We start from the raw sequence: 13,336 nt of genomic DNA on the forward strand, positions 1-13,336 counted from the left end.
GGGTCTATCTTAATTGATTGAAGCGGATGTGCGCTGCGGACGTGGCATTGGCACCGGAACCTGCGAAATATCGAGCTGACCAACGCGGGTGATCTTCGCTGGCGGAGCCGAAACAAGTCCGACCTGAACCGGCACAGGCTCGCGGGTCATCGCGTGGATATAAGGCGAATTGAGCTGCAACCGCCCTTCCACATCGCGACCATCCCAGCGATCAGCCATAGCCTGCTGGCTGCAAATGGTCTTGCGCAGATCCACGGCCTGATGAACCGCGCTGCTTGCGGGCGGCACCATGTTGCCAAGCGTCGGCACACCGGCACCATTGGAGCGGAAAGCATCGGTCATCAGCTGCGCTGCCTGAACTGCGCGGGTTTCCTGACGATCGGCCCCCAGAACCACAGCCAGAATTGTCCGGCCCTGACGCGTTGCGGAACTGGCCAGATTAAAGCCGGATGCACAGACAAAGCCGGTTTTCATACCGTCCGCGCCGTCGAAACGACCGAGCAGAATGTTGTAATTGGCCTGTGGCTTCTTACCATCACCCGCATCAATCGCTTCCGTATTGAAATAATGCGCATATTGCGGGAACTCACGACGCAGCTGCACACCAAGCACTGCCAGATCATGCGCAGTCGAATAATTGTTGGGATCATGCAAACCGTTCGGATTAGCGAAATGGGTTCCACTCATGCCAAGGCGCTGCGCTTCTGCATTCATGCGCTTGACGAAAGCAGCCTCGCTGCCGCCAACCGCTTCTGCAACGGCAACCGATACGTCATTGGCCGACTTGACCAGCATGATTTTTAGCGCGTTATCCAACGTCAGCACCGAACCAGGGCGATAGCCCATCTTGCTCGGCGGCTCTTTGGAAGCATTGACGGTCATCTTGACCGGTGACTCAAGCGTCAACTGTCCCGACTGGAGCGCCCGAAATGTAACATAAGCCGTCATCATCTTGGTGAGCGACGCCGGATACCAGCGCTGAAATGGATCCTGAGCCGAATAAACCTTACCGGTGGCCACATCGACAGCAATTGATGGGTTCGCCAGAGCGCTCGACAAAGCCAGGGCTGAAAGAGCCGCGGCTGCACAAAGGATTTTCAACGACTTCGAGATCATTCGTAGTTCCAATCAGCAAGAACGATAACCGCTTGCGAATACATCAATCAAAAAGAAGAATTTACTTTCTGTTATCTATGCCATGTGGCAATCAAAAGGCAAATAGGGATTGCCCGCTTTCACCGAAACGTCATATCCTGACAACTTCTGTACATAAAGAATCTCAGGATATTTTTGAAATGCCAGTGCTTAATCGTGTCGTCGAAACTCAAGCGGAGATCGCCGCATGGCGCCGTCATCTGCATCAGAACCCTGAACTGCTTTATGACGTTCACGAAACCGCACGATTTGTCGAAGAAAAGCTGAAGTCTTTTGGTTGTGATCTGGTCGAAACCGGCATTGGTCGCAGCGGTGTTGTCGCCGTCATCAAAGGTCGTCACGGAGAGGGTCCGGCGATTGGTCTGCGCGCCGATATGGATGCACTGCCGATTAACGAGACCAGCGGCGTCGAATGGGCCTCCAAAAATCTGGGTAAAGCGCATTCCTGCGGTCATGATGGTCACACGGCAATGCTATTGGGTGCAGCGCAATATCTCGCTGAAACCCGCAATTTCCGTGGCTCTGCTGTCCTGCTTTTCCAGCCAGCCGAAGAAGGTGGCGCAGGTGCACTCGCCATGGTTCAGGACGGCGTGATGGACCGTTTCGGTATTACGGAAGTCTATGGCGTGCATAATCTTCCAAGCCTGCCGGTCGGCCAGTTTGCTATGTGCAAAGGCCCGATCATGGCAGCCACCGATGAATTCGATTTTTTAATCAAAGGACGCGGTGGCCACGCAGCACAGCCACACCGCACAATTGATCCGATCCTAGCCGGTTCACAACTGCATATCGCCATACAGAGCGTCGTTTCGCGCAATACCGACCCGCTCGATTCGCTCGTGATTTCGGTCACGAAATTCAACGCTGGCGAAGCCTATAACGTCATTCCGGAAACAGCAAAACTTTCGGGCACGGTGCGCACGCTCAGCAAAGAAACGCGCGCCTATGCCGAAAAGCGCATTCGCGATGCAGCGGCTGGTATCGCGGCTGTAACTGGTGCGGAAATCACCGTTCGCTACAAGAATAATTATCCGGTTACGTACAACCACGATGACCAGACCGATTTTGCCGCCCGCGTTGCAAAAAATGTCGCTGGCGAAGGCAAGGTGAAAACCGATGTGGCCCCGATGATGGCTGCGGAGGATTTTTCCTATATGCTGGAAGCGCGTCCCGGCGCTTATATCTTCCTTGGCAATGGCGACACACCGGGCCTGCATCATCCCGCTTACGACTTCAATGACGAAGCCATTCCTTATGGCGTGAGTTATTTCGTGTCGGTGATTGAAACCGCCCTCGCCGCCTGAAACGCAATATGCAAATAAATGCGCCTGCCCCGCTTTTTGCGGGGTTGGCGAAAGCCATGAAAAACAGTATGTGTCGGAAAATGCTCAGCGCAAGCAGGGCTTTGATGGTGCTGGTCCCGTAGCTCAGTAGGATAGAGCGCAAGATTCCTAATCTTGAGGCCACTGGTTCGAATCCAGTCGGGATCACCATTTATCCAATTCTTGTGCAGGTGCATTGCAAATATCAGAGCTGATTTTATGCTCCGTTTTGCCGACGCGAAAAGAGCGCCTCAAAATCATTCTTGTTCATAGGTTTACCGTAATAAAAACCTTGAAATTCATTACAGCCATTTACCTTCATAAATTCGAACTGATCCTTATTTTCTATCCCCTCTGCTAAAACATCCATACCAAGATCCTTGCCCATTCTTATAATATTTTTTGCAAGTGCAGCGCCGTGGAGGCTGCTCGAAACATCCGCAACGAAGCTTCTGTCTATCTTAATCTGGTTTATTGGAAGTCTTTTAATATAGCTAAGAGATGAATATCCCGTACCAAAATCATCAATTGAAATATAAAATCCATTCTCTTTCAGCTTACGTAAATTTTTTTCCACTTTGATAAAGTCATTTATAAATGCGCTTTCAGTAATTTCTAAACGCAATAACTTCGAATTCACGTCGTAAGCCAATATTGTATCCATAATAATTTCATGAAAATTATCCAGAAGCACGTGATCAGCTGTGATATTCATTGAAATATGAAGTCTTTGAAAACCGGGTCTGTTCTGCCACTCGGCCAATGTTTTCGAACATTCGTTCAAAACCCAACCGCCAATTCGCGGCATTAATCCCAGTCTTTGAGCGGCAGGAAGGAAATCATTGGGCGCAACATATCCCCGCTCAGAGTGCCTCCAGCGCAACAACGCCTCCACACCAATGATATCGCGATCTGAGTTGACCTGAGGCTGGTAGAACAATTCAAGTTCATCATCGACTATCGCACTCTGAATTTGCTTTTTAAGCCTTCCATCTTCCTCAAATTCATTTTTGAGAAGAAAAACAGCAGCTGAAAACAGTGAAACACTTAAAATCGCATTTATCCACTCACTACTATGCCTTATATGATCAGGAAGAACATCATATTTAGTAGATAAACTAAAATTAATCATAAAAAATATGTATAATATTAGCGATAATATCATAACCAATAATTGTAATTTTGATTTAAATCTGATATAATTCACAAATCCAACAATAAATACGATAGGTATATATTGATGGGTTGTTCTGGAAAACTTTTCCGTTGGAAAATCAAAAAAAATACAATAAATAACTATAAAAGTTAAAATACTCAATTGATTTATTATTAAAGCAGACGAGTAATATCCATATTTGGCTAAAATTATACCAAATATTGCGAATACTCCGAGAGACAAAAGAAAAAATACGAGCCAAAAATGGCCGATGTATAAAAATACGAATACCCAAACAAAGCCTATTGTAATGCCAGCTATGGACATCGTTTTAATCATGATTGTCCAAACAAGCTTATTTGTTTCGGTAATTATAACAACCTCACACACTTAAAAAGGGGGATTACGATTCTGAAAAACGTTGTAAATTAGTGTTTTTTTAAATTCCAGCACCCAGAAGGCGAGAGAAACCATAAGTTTCCCTCAATAATTACAATTTAGAAAAAATCGGGAAGTATTCAGAAAACAACTTGATGTTGTTCGGCTATGCTGAGCATCTAAGGATGCCCAAATAACCCATCGGTTTTATTGTTTCATCTGTCATAAGCCCAGTTGGCTTGTGAAAACACGCCGCCATCCACCCACAGTGTCTGCCCGGTCACGAAGCCGGCGGCATCCGATGCTAGAAACAACACCGGCCCTGATATATCCTCGGCAGAACCAACGCGTCGCAATGGAGTAATCCGGCTCCAGCTTGGCGCATAATCTGGCTGTTCTTGCATCGTGCACTCGTTGAGAATAGCGCCCGGTGCGACGCAATTGACCCGGATGCCCTTCGGTCCGAGTTCTACCGCCGAAACCTTGGTGAATTGTTCAATCCCGCCTTTTGACGCCGTGTAAGAAACCAGATTGGGAAAAGCCAGCTTGTTGCAACCCGAGCCTATATTGATGATCGAACCCGCTTTACCAACATCAACCATGCGTCTGGCTGCCGCTTGTGTATTCAGGAAACAGCCCTTCATATTGGTGCGAATAACATCGTCCCAATCATCTTCGGAAAGTTCGAGCAATGATGCCCAGACCTGAATTCCAGCATTGTTAACGAGCACGTCCGGCGCATCACCATACCAGCTGCAGACTTCATCGAAAAATGCGTCCACTTCGGCGGCGGAACCAACATCGCACTCGATCCCAAGCGCCTGACCGCCAGCAGCCTCCACCTCTTCCACAAGTGTGTTTGAGGGCTCTTCATCACCTCTGAAACTGAAAGCAACGGCATATCCGGCCTCCGCGAACGCCAGAACCAGATGTCTGCCGATACCAGTGCTACCGCCTGTGACCACCGCAAATCCACTCATTCAACCCCTCCCAAAATCTTGTCGGTCGACTTTAGTTAAGTTTTTCCAATGGTAAAGCCTGGAAGACCAGAATAAAATTCTGGCGAAAAAGGAGCTGCAAATGGATTTTGATATTCAAACTGCCAATGGTGCCTGTCACTGCGAAACCGTGCGCTTTCGCGTCAAACTATCCGATGGACTTCACACAGCTCGCCGCTGCACCTGCTCCTATTGCCGGATGCGCGGTGCCGTCGCCGTTTCCGCAGATCTTAGTGGCGTTGAAGTCCTGGAAGGCGAAGATGCGCTGACGCTCTACACATTCAATACAGGTTCAGCGAAGCATTACTTTTGCTCGAAATGCGGGATTTATACGTTCCACCAGCGCCGATCCAATCCAAAACAATATGGCGTCAATGTCGCCTGTCTCGAAGGCGTCTCACCTTTCGACTTCAAGGTCATTCCGGTCAATGACGGCGTGAACCACCCGTCAGACAATCCGAACTACAAAGGCTCCGGCATTGCGGGTTATCTGCGTTTTGAGGTAAACGAAGACTAACCCCGCGCGCGCCACCTCTGTTCGTTTTTCTCCCATGAAAATACAACAGGCGGTAGCGGGTCGAGACCGCGAATAATATCCGCACCCTTTTCGCCGACCATGATGGTCGGTGCATTGGTGTTGCACGAGGGAACGCGCGGCATGATCGAGCTGTCGCACACCCGCAGACCTTCAAGACCGCGCACTTTAAGATCCAGATCGACAACGGCCATAGCATCCGTCCCCATCCTGCAGGTGCCGACCGGATGATGATCGGTCTTGGCATTGGCGCAGGCATAGTCGAACAGATCATCATCGCTCACCACCTTCGGCCCCGGCAGACGCTCGGCCATCACGTAAGGTTTCAATGCATCCTGGCTCATGATTTCGCGCGCGATCTTCAGGCCTTCAAGCGACATCTTGCGATCATGCGGATCACTCCAATAATTCGGATCGATCAGGGGTGCTGCAGCCGGATCATTGGAAGCCAGCCGCACGGTTCCACGCGAACGCGGATGCAGATAGGCAGAATTAAGCGTCACGCCTGCATTCTTGAGCTTCTCGACGCCAGCTTCAATGCCCGAACCAAGACCCAGATGAAACTGAATATCCGGTGAGCGGGCATCCGGATCAGCATACCAGAAGCCGCCGGTTTCAAAGAGGCTGGACGCCACCGGACCAGAGCGCAGAAAGATATATTGCAGGCCAGCGCCCAGCGTCCGGTGCAACTTTGCCACGCCATCATAGGTGTGATCGCCTGTGCATTCGGCAATAACAAACAGATCGAGGTGATCCTGCATGTTCTCACCCACACCCGGCAGATCGTGCCTCACATTCACGCCAGCCTTTTTAAGATGATCAGCAGGGCCGATACCCGATTGCAGCAGAAGCTTAGGTGAGCCGATAGCGCCGGACGAGACAATCACCTCACGGTTTGCGCGCAAAACCTCGCCGTCCATCAGTGTTACGCCGGTAACTAGGGTCTTTTCCAGATCGATACTGCGCACCGGCGCATTCATCCGCAAGGTAAGGTTCTTGCGATCCCTGATCGTCGCGAGATAGGCAAGGGATGCAGACGAGCGGCGGCGATTGCGCTGGGTTAGCTGATAAAAGCCGACGCCTGCCTGCTCACGACCATTGAAATCCGGGTTATACGGAATGCCGAGTTCTTGACCCGCGCGTATATAGGCGTCGCAAATCGGCAATGGTGCGGAAGGCATCGAAACGCCAAGCGGCCCGCCATAGGAGTGAAAATCATCGTTAAAACGTTGATTGTCTTCAGCGCGTTTGAAATAGGGCAACACATGACGATAGTCCCAGCCGGTACAGCCGTCCTCAGTAGCCCATAGATCATAATCGGCTGCATTGCCGCGTGTATAAATCTGCGCATTGATGCTGGAGCCGCCGCCAATGACTTTTGCCTGCGTATAGCGCAACACACGGTTTTTGAGATGCTTCTGCGGAACGGTTTCCCAGCCCCAGCTCGCCACACCCTTGGTCATCTTTGCAAAACCGGCAGGCATGTGAAACAGCGGATTCCAGTCGCTTCCGCCTGCTTCCAGCAGCAGCACTTTGATCGCTGCATCTTCGCTCAGACGATTGGCGAGAACGCAACCGGCAGGTCCGCCGCCAACGATGATATAGTCATACGTCATGCGTTTCTCCTCCCGAGAAACTAAAGCTTCGCAATCGACAGGCCACCATCGGCATTGATCGCCGAGCCCGTCGCAAAAATGAAATCACCGCCTGCAAGCCCGGCCACAATAGCGCCGACATCGCCTGCCTCGCCCCAGCGTTTCATCGGCACCAGACCACCTTCGATCAGTCCGTCATAACGCTCGGCAACACGCGCTGTCATATCGGTGCGGATAATACCGGGACGCACCTCGAACACGCCGATCCGGGCTTCTGCCAACCGCAGCGCAAGCCCCTGCACGAAGGCTGTCAGACCTGCTTTGCTGATGCAGTAATCAAGCCTTTCAGGTGAAGTCATCACCGACGAAACCGAACTGATCGTCACGATACTGCGCGGAAAACGCACATCCGTCACGGCCAGCATGGCTTTCACCACCGCTTGCGTAAAAAACACAGTACCGCGCAGGTTCACATCAATAATCGTGTCGAAATTCTCAGGCTTCAGCTCGATAAAATCACCGCGCTCAACCGAACCCATACCAGCATTGTTGACCAGACAATCGATGCCGCCAAGCTCATTCACAACGGCTTCAACCGTCGCTTCGTGCGTTTCGATAGATGCCAGGTCGCTTTCAAAGAAAGCCACCCTTCCCCCAAGCCCGCGCAATTCTTGGATAACCGCCTCATCACGTTCACGGTCGGTAATCGCCAGATCAAACCCTTTGGCGGCCAAAGCACGCGCTATGCCAAGCCCGATACCACGCCGCCCGCCAGTCACCAGTGCCACAGGTCTTTGACGGTTCATGCCAGTGCCTCCGCATGAATGTGATCAGCAACGCGCAGAGCCTGCGCCGCAATCGTCAGCGCAGGATTAACCGCCGCCGATGTCGGCAGAAACGACGCATCGACCACATAGAGATTGGGATGGTCATAAGCACGGCAATAGGGATCAAGCGGCGCTGTCGCGCAATCATTGCCAATGCGCACCGTGCCGCATTGATGCGATGGTGTTCGGCGATCAAAAGCGCGCGACAGCACGATTGGAAATCCTGCTGCTCGCAGCGCGGATTTAAGCTTATCTACCAGCATCAGATGCGCCTTCCAGTTGGAACGCACCCAATGCAAAATGATGCGATCGCCATCGACGCTCACGCGACTTTCCGGCGATGGTAGGTCTTCGCTCATCGCATAAAAATCAATCGTATGCCCGGCAATGCGGTTCAGTATCCATTCCGGCACCTGACGCATATTGGCTTTCAGGATCGCACCCGACACCCGCCCCAGCAATTGCACATTGCCAAGCGGCGGCCCACCTGCCCCATCGCTGAGATAGTAATCATTGAAGCCAAAGGTCTTCTGGTAGACGCTGTCATTGCGATAGCGCGGATCAAATCCGATCACCGCGCTCGAATTGTGGTTCATAAAATTGCGACCGACCTGATCGGAACGGTTCGCCAGTCCTGAACGCAGCAAAAGCGCAGCCGACTGCACCGCTCCCGCTGAAAGAATGACGAGCTTTGGACGGAGGACCAGCGCCTCGCCATTCTTCACATAGTGAACTGCCAAGATGGTTTTACCATCGGGCCCGGTTTCCAGCTTCGTTACCCGCGCGGATGTTTCAAGCCGGACATTTGGATGTTTGAGCGCAATTGCTAACGGACAGGTTTCCGCATCCATCTTGCCATCATCGCTGTTGGGATGCGCGTCCCACGGCGTTTTGGCCTTCGCCAGCCAGCGCTCAATATCAACACCCAATGGCAAGGAAGCCGGATGCAGCCCTGCCTTCTTCAGCCGCGCACGCAGATCTGCAATCGGACGCTCATCACGGATAGCCGGATACGAATAGGGCTTTGAATGATAGGGTTCGGTCGGGTCATCGCCCAACTCACCGCGCACCTGAAAAAGCTCTTCCGCCTTGCAATACCAGGGCTCAAGCTCATCATAGGCGAAGGGCCACGCCGGAGACACGCCTTCAAGATGCGCAAGCTCCTCAAAATCCTCGCGCCGATAGCGCACCAGCACTGCGCCATAGAATTTGGAATTGCCGCCGACATTGTAATAATTTCCGGGATTAAACGGCGTACCATCCGTCTCATACCAGAACTCTTTCGGGCGAAAGAAACCACGCTGGAAAATGGCGCGTGGGTCGCGGTTTTCCGGTCTGTCCGGCAAATGCTCGCCCGCCTCCAGAATGAGAATATCCGCACCAGACGCGGCCAGACCAGCGGCCATCGTTGCGCCGCCGATGCCTGATCCGATAATGACAATATCCGGCTGTCCTCCCAAAGCCGTCACTCCTTATTTTGCTTGCGGCATCCACCAGCCGGTACGCGCACCGATATGCATGTTGAGCGCCTTGGTTTCGGTATAATCCTCGACCGCATGACGACCCAGCTCGCGACCCAGACCTGACTGGCGGTAACCGCCAAAAGGCAGTTCCGGCGTGCCGTCCATGAAGGTGTTCATCCAGACTGTGCCCGCCCGCACCTTGCGGCCAATGGTCATGCAAGTATCGAAATCGCGGCTCCAAACACCTGCGGAAAGCCCATAATCAACCGCATTGGCAATCGAAATTGCTTCATCCACCGTATCAAAAGACAGCACCAACAGAACCGGCCCGAACACTTCTTCACGCGCCACAGCCATATCGGCTTTCACGCCTGCAATGATGGTCGGCCCCATATATTGGCCAAGGCCGAGATCCAGCACTTCGCCACCATGGGCTATTGAAGCACCCGCCTTTTTGGCCTGATCGACATAGGTGCCAACCTTGCTCAAATGCTGCGGCGTGATGATCGCGCCCACCTGCGTACTAACATCGAGGGGATCGCCGACGATCACTTTCTTCGACAGATCAGCAACGCGCCCAATAATCTCATCGACAATCGAGCGATGCACGATGAGTCGCGAACCGGCATTGCAGCACTCGCCCGCATTGAACCATGCACCGAACACCGCAGCGTCAATGAACGCATCCATATCCGCATCCGGGAACAGGATTTGCGGATTCTTGCCGCCAAGCTCCAGCGATACTTTTTTCAGCGTCTGCGCCGCATTGGCCATGGTCAGCTTGCCCACACCTGTGGAACCGGTGAACGACACCATGTCCACATCTGGATGCGTGCTCATATGCTGACCAACCTCAGCACCCGTTCCGGTGATGATGTTGACGACACCATCCGGCACACCGGCTTCAGCCAGAATTTCACCAAGCAATAAAGTCGAACCAGACGTCAGTTCCGATGGTTTCACCAATGCCGTACAACCCGCAGCCAGCGCGAATGGCAGCTTCTGGCCCACGATCAGGAACGGGAAATTCCACGGCGTAATGATCGAGACAACGCCAATCGCCTCGCGCAGCACGACACCAAGCGTCCCATCGCCCAGATTATTGTAGCTCTCACCATGCAGATCACGCGCCAGTGCTGCCGCATAGCGCCAAATGTCTACCGACCCTGCAATCTCGCCGCGCACTTGAGAAATCGGCTTACCCGCTTCAATTGCATCGAGATAAGCAAGTTCCTCTGCCCGCGCTTCAATCAGATCCGCGGCTTTCAACAAGATCAGCGAACGTTGCGATGCGGTTTTAGACGACCAGCGCCCGTCATCGAAAGCCTTACGTGCGCTCTCAACCGCGCGTTCCACATCGGCCTTATTGCCAGCAGGATAGCGGCTTACCGTGACGCCATGGCCGGGCGCGACACGTTCAATTGTTTCACCGCTTTGGCTGCTAACCCATTTGCCATCAATCAGCATGGAGAATTCACGCACTTCCAGCCCATTCAGCGGCTGCGGTTTTACAACAATGCTCATCACCATTTTCCTTCAAAATTCGCTTCGCGTTTTTCGCTAAATGAGCGCACGCCTTCTTGCAGATCGCCGGTTTTGGCAACAAGGATAGACCCCAGTGCCTCTACGGCTGCGCCATTGTCCTCGCCATTGGCGACCGACAGCATCAATTTGGAAATTTCGAGTGCGGCAGGTCCGCGTTTTGCCACACGCGCCGCATAATCTTGGGCCGCTTGTAAAGCCGCACCCGTCTCCACCACAGCATCGACCAGCCCATGCGATAGCGCTTCATCAGCGGTAAAAATTTCGCCACCAAGCACCATGCGGCGCACGATCTGCGCACCGAAACGGCGCACCAAACGCTGCGTACCCGACCAGCCGGGGATCATACCAAGCGAGGTTTCCGGCAGGCCGATTTTTGCCTGCCGTTCGACAATGCGGATATCAGCGGCACCTGCCAGTTCCAGACCGCCGCCCAGTGCATGACCATTCATCGCTGCGATGAGCGGCACCCGCAAAGTCGCAAGCCGCTCGAACACACGATGACCATAGCGCACCCATGCATGGCCGAACTCTGCTGGTTCCATGCCGCCCCACGCCTTGATGTCGCCGCCGGCGGAAAAGGCTTTGCCCTCACCGGTCAGGATCGCAACACGCACCGAGCCATCGCCTTCCACTTTATCACAGGCCACAGACAATTCCTGCAAAAGCTCGATATCAAATGCGTTGAGCTTTTCTGGCCGCTTGATGGTCATGACGGCGATGTGGTTCTCAATCGAAATGTCTATCCGTTGAGCCATTTATGCCTCCAGCTTTCGCGCAGGCTTTTGCGGTAGTGTCAGACCAATCGGCTCATCACGGAACAGTGCCTCATCCATGCGTTTAAGCTGATCCGAAACAATCAGCGGAAACTCGGCCTGGTCCAGAATATGCGTCTGCAAATCCACACCCGGCGCAATCTCGGTGAGAACAATCCCTTCCGGTGTCAGCTTCAAGACGGCGCGTTCGGTGACATAGGTGATATCCTGCACCTGCTCGACACCGCGTGGACCTGAGAATGTAACATGCTCAACCTCATTGACGAGCTTTTTGAGCTTACCCTCTTTTTCGATCACCAGCTTGCCATCATTGACCGACAATTTCGCGCCTGCATTAAACATGCCGGAGAAGACAATCTTTTTGGCGCGCGCGGTAATATCGACAAAACCGCCAGCGCCAGCCGTCACATGCGGACGGAATGACAGCTTCGATACGTTGACCGAGCCGTCGCGTCCGATCTCAAGGAAGGACAGAAGCGATGCGTCGAAGCCTGCGCCCTGAAAATAGGTAAACTGATAGGGTGATGGCATATAAGCATCAGCATTCGACGCGCAGCCAAAGGCGAAGTCGAGAAGCGGCACGCCACCAACAGCCCCCTGCTCGATCACCCAGGTCACTGCACCATGCAGGCCCTCTTCCAACAATATGCGCGGCACATTGGCAGAAATGCCAAAGCCCAAATTGACCGCACTACCTGCTTGCAACTCCTGCGCCACACGCCGCGCAATCGCCTTCTGAATATTGAACTCCGGTAAGCGGAATGTATCGAGCGGACGGAAAATCTCGCCGGAAATTGCCGGATCGTAAAGTGTCTGCGTTGTCTGCTTCTGGTCGGGATCAACGACGATATAGTCAACCAGAACGCCCGGCACGCGCACATCATGTGGTTTCAGCGTGCCTTCCTTGGCAATGCGCTTCACCTGCGCAATGACGATGCCGCCATTGTTGCGCGCAGCCAGCGCCTGATCCATCCCACCAAGATATGCGCCCTCATGTTCATAGGTGAGATTGGCGCGTTCATCGGCAGTGGTGGCACGGATGATCGTTACATGCGGCACGATATTGGGGAAATAGAGCCAGTCCTCACCTTCAAAACTGACCTGCTTGACGACAGGCTCCTCACGCGCCTTGTCGTTCATTGCCGATCCCTGACGCTTGGGATCAACAAACGTATCAAACCCCACTTTGGTCAGTACACCGGGACGCTTGGCAGCTGCCTCACGATGCATGTCGAACAGAATACCAGACGGAATATTATAGGCCGGAATCTCATTATTGGTGATCATCTGCCAGATCAGCGGCGGCTCAGAACTTGATGGCCCTGACGGATAAGAACCACCGATGATCTTCTTCAAAAGCCCCTTTTTGGCGATGTAATCGACACCCTTGATGCCACTCATATCTCCCGCAGCGATCGGGTGCAGTGTAGTGATATTTTGGGGATGACCGGTTTCGTCGAAACGCTCGCCAATAGCTTTAAGCATCATATCCGGACAGCCGAGGCCGCTCGATGAAGAAACCGAAACGACAGCGTTGTCGGGAATAAGGGATGCTGCTTCCGAAAATGAAATATGTTTGCTCATAATGT

General features: G+C 52.7%; 11 protein-coding genes and 1 tRNA gene. 3 read left to right on the plus strand and 9 right to left on the minus strand.

The genetic code is table 11. The features are described from left to right. Window positions 1-9: 9 nt before the first annotated feature. A complete protein-coding gene (locus tag U2P60_RS09105) occupies window positions 10-1,116 on the minus strand; it encodes a D-alanyl-D-alanine carboxypeptidase family protein (protein WP_413572299.1) in 1,107 nt (368 codons plus the stop codon). A 179-nt stretch (window positions 1,117-1,295) separates the two neighbouring features. On the opposite strand from U2P60_RS09105, the gene U2P60_RS09110 reads away from it, so the two are divergent. Then, window positions 1,296-2,459, plus strand: a complete 1,164-nt coding sequence (locus U2P60_RS09110; protein ID WP_413572300.1) for a M20 aminoacylase family protein — start codon at window positions 1,296-1,298, stop codon at window positions 2,457-2,459. A gap of 112 nt (window positions 2,460-2,571) precedes the next feature. After that, a tRNA-Arg gene (locus U2P60_RS09115) sits at window positions 2,572-2,648 on the plus strand. 46 nt (window positions 2,649-2,694) lie between these two features. Here U2P60_RS09115 and U2P60_RS09120 read toward each other — a convergent pair. Next, the gene (locus tag U2P60_RS09120) at window positions 2,695-3,960 is read right to left on the minus strand and encodes a putative bifunctional diguanylate cyclase/phosphodiesterase (protein WP_413572301.1); all 1,266 of its coding nucleotides are present in this window, start codon (window positions 3,958-3,960) and stop codon (window positions 2,695-2,697) included. 266 nt (window positions 3,961-4,226) lie between these two features. Continuing rightward, window positions 4,227-4,991 (minus strand): SDR family NAD(P)-dependent oxidoreductase, encoded by a 765-nt coding sequence (locus U2P60_RS09125; protein WP_413572303.1) that lies wholly within the window; start codon window positions 4,989-4,991, stop codon window positions 4,227-4,229. A gap of 100 nt (window positions 4,992-5,091) precedes the next feature. Here U2P60_RS09125 and U2P60_RS09130 point away from each other — a divergent pair, with 100 nt between their 5' ends. Continuing rightward, window positions 5,092-5,526, plus strand: coding sequence for a GFA family protein (locus U2P60_RS09130; protein ID WP_413572304.1), 435 nt, complete (start codon window positions 5,092-5,094; stop codon window positions 5,524-5,526). Here the strand turns inward: U2P60_RS09130 and U2P60_RS09135 are convergent. The 6 genes from U2P60_RS09135 to U2P60_RS09160 are packed head-to-tail and all read right to left on the minus strand — an operon-like array spanning window position 5,523 to window position 13,331. Continuing rightward, complete coding sequence (locus tag U2P60_RS09135) at window positions 5,523-7,160, minus strand: GMC family oxidoreductase (protein WP_413572305.1); 1,638 nt, start codon at window positions 7,158-7,160, stop codon at window positions 5,523-5,525. The two genes, U2P60_RS09130 and U2P60_RS09135, sit on opposite strands and share 4 nt — an antisense overlap. A gap of 20 nt (window positions 7,161-7,180) precedes the next feature. After that, window positions 7,181-7,945, minus strand: coding sequence for a 3-ketoacyl-ACP reductase (locus U2P60_RS09140; RefSeq protein ID WP_413572306.1), 765 nt, complete (start codon window positions 7,943-7,945; stop codon window positions 7,181-7,183). Beyond that, window positions 7,942-9,426 carry a GMC oxidoreductase gene (locus tag U2P60_RS09145; protein WP_413572308.1) on the minus strand — a complete coding sequence of 495 codons (1,485 nt, stop codon included), beginning with the start codon at window positions 9,424-9,426 and terminating at the stop codon, window positions 7,942-7,944. Before U2P60_RS09145 ends, U2P60_RS09140 begins: the two co-directional genes overlap by 4 nt. A 12-nt stretch (window positions 9,427-9,438) precedes the next feature. Further along, window positions 9,439-10,959 carry an aldehyde dehydrogenase family protein gene (locus tag U2P60_RS09150; RefSeq protein ID WP_413572309.1) on the minus strand — a complete coding sequence of 507 codons (1,521 nt, stop codon included), beginning with the start codon at window positions 10,957-10,959 and terminating at the stop codon, window positions 9,439-9,441. Further along, window positions 10,953-11,729: an enoyl-CoA hydratase/isomerase family protein gene (locus tag U2P60_RS09155; protein WP_413572310.1), complete on the minus strand. Its 777-nt coding sequence runs from the start codon at window positions 11,727-11,729 to the stop codon at window positions 10,953-10,955. Before U2P60_RS09155 ends, U2P60_RS09150 begins: the two co-directional genes overlap by 7 nt. Next, window positions 11,730-13,331 carry an acyl CoA:acetate/3-ketoacid CoA transferase gene (locus U2P60_RS09160; RefSeq protein ID WP_413572311.1) on the minus strand — a complete coding sequence of 534 codons (1,602 nt, stop codon included), beginning with the start codon at window positions 13,329-13,331 and terminating at the stop codon, window positions 11,730-11,732. It abuts the gene before it with no gap. Window positions 13,332-13,336: the final 5 nt, after the last annotated feature.

The sequence above is a fragment of the Brucella sp. H1_1004 genome, from assembly GCF_047308065.1.
In the GTDB taxonomy this organism is placed as follows: Bacteria; Pseudomonadota; Alphaproteobacteria; order Rhizobiales; family Rhizobiaceae; genus Brucella; species Brucella pseudogrignonensis_B.

Bases quoted from the DNA above. Each gene is read 5' to 3' on its own strand.
- U2P60_RS09105 (WP_413572299.1), bottom strand. From the start codon at position 1,116: ATGATCTCGAAGTCGTTGAAAATCCTTTGTGCAGCCGCGGCTCTTTCA.
- U2P60_RS09110 (WP_413572300.1), top strand. From the start codon at position 1,296: ATGCCAGTGCTTAATCGTGTCGTCGAAACTCAAGCGGAGATCGCCGCA.
- U2P60_RS09120 (WP_413572301.1), bottom strand. From the start codon at position 3,960: ATGTCCATAGCTGGCATTACAATAGGCTTTGTTTGGGTATTCGTATTT.
- U2P60_RS09125 (WP_413572303.1), bottom strand. From the start codon at position 4,991: ATGAGTGGATTTGCGGTGGTCACAGGCGGTAGCACTGGTATCGGCAGA.
- U2P60_RS09130 (WP_413572304.1), top strand. From the start codon at position 5,092: ATGGATTTTGATATTCAAACTGCCAATGGTGCCTGTCACTGCGAAACC.
- U2P60_RS09135 (WP_413572305.1), bottom strand. From the start codon at position 7,160: ATGACGTATGACTATATCATCGTTGGCGGCGGACCTGCCGGTTGCGTT.
- U2P60_RS09140 (WP_413572306.1), bottom strand. From the start codon at position 7,945: ATGAACCGTCAAAGACCTGTGGCACTGGTGACTGGCGGGCGGCGTGGT.
- U2P60_RS09150 (WP_413572309.1), bottom strand. From the start codon at position 10,959: ATGGTGATGAGCATTGTTGTAAAACCGCAGCCGCTGAATGGGCTGGAA.
- U2P60_RS09155 (WP_413572310.1), bottom strand. From the start codon at position 11,729: ATGGCTCAACGGATAGACATTTCGATTGAGAACCACATCGCCGTCATG.
- U2P60_RS09160 (WP_413572311.1), bottom strand. From the start codon at position 13,331: ATGAGCAAACATATTTCATTTTCGGAAGCAGCATCCCTTATTCCCGAC.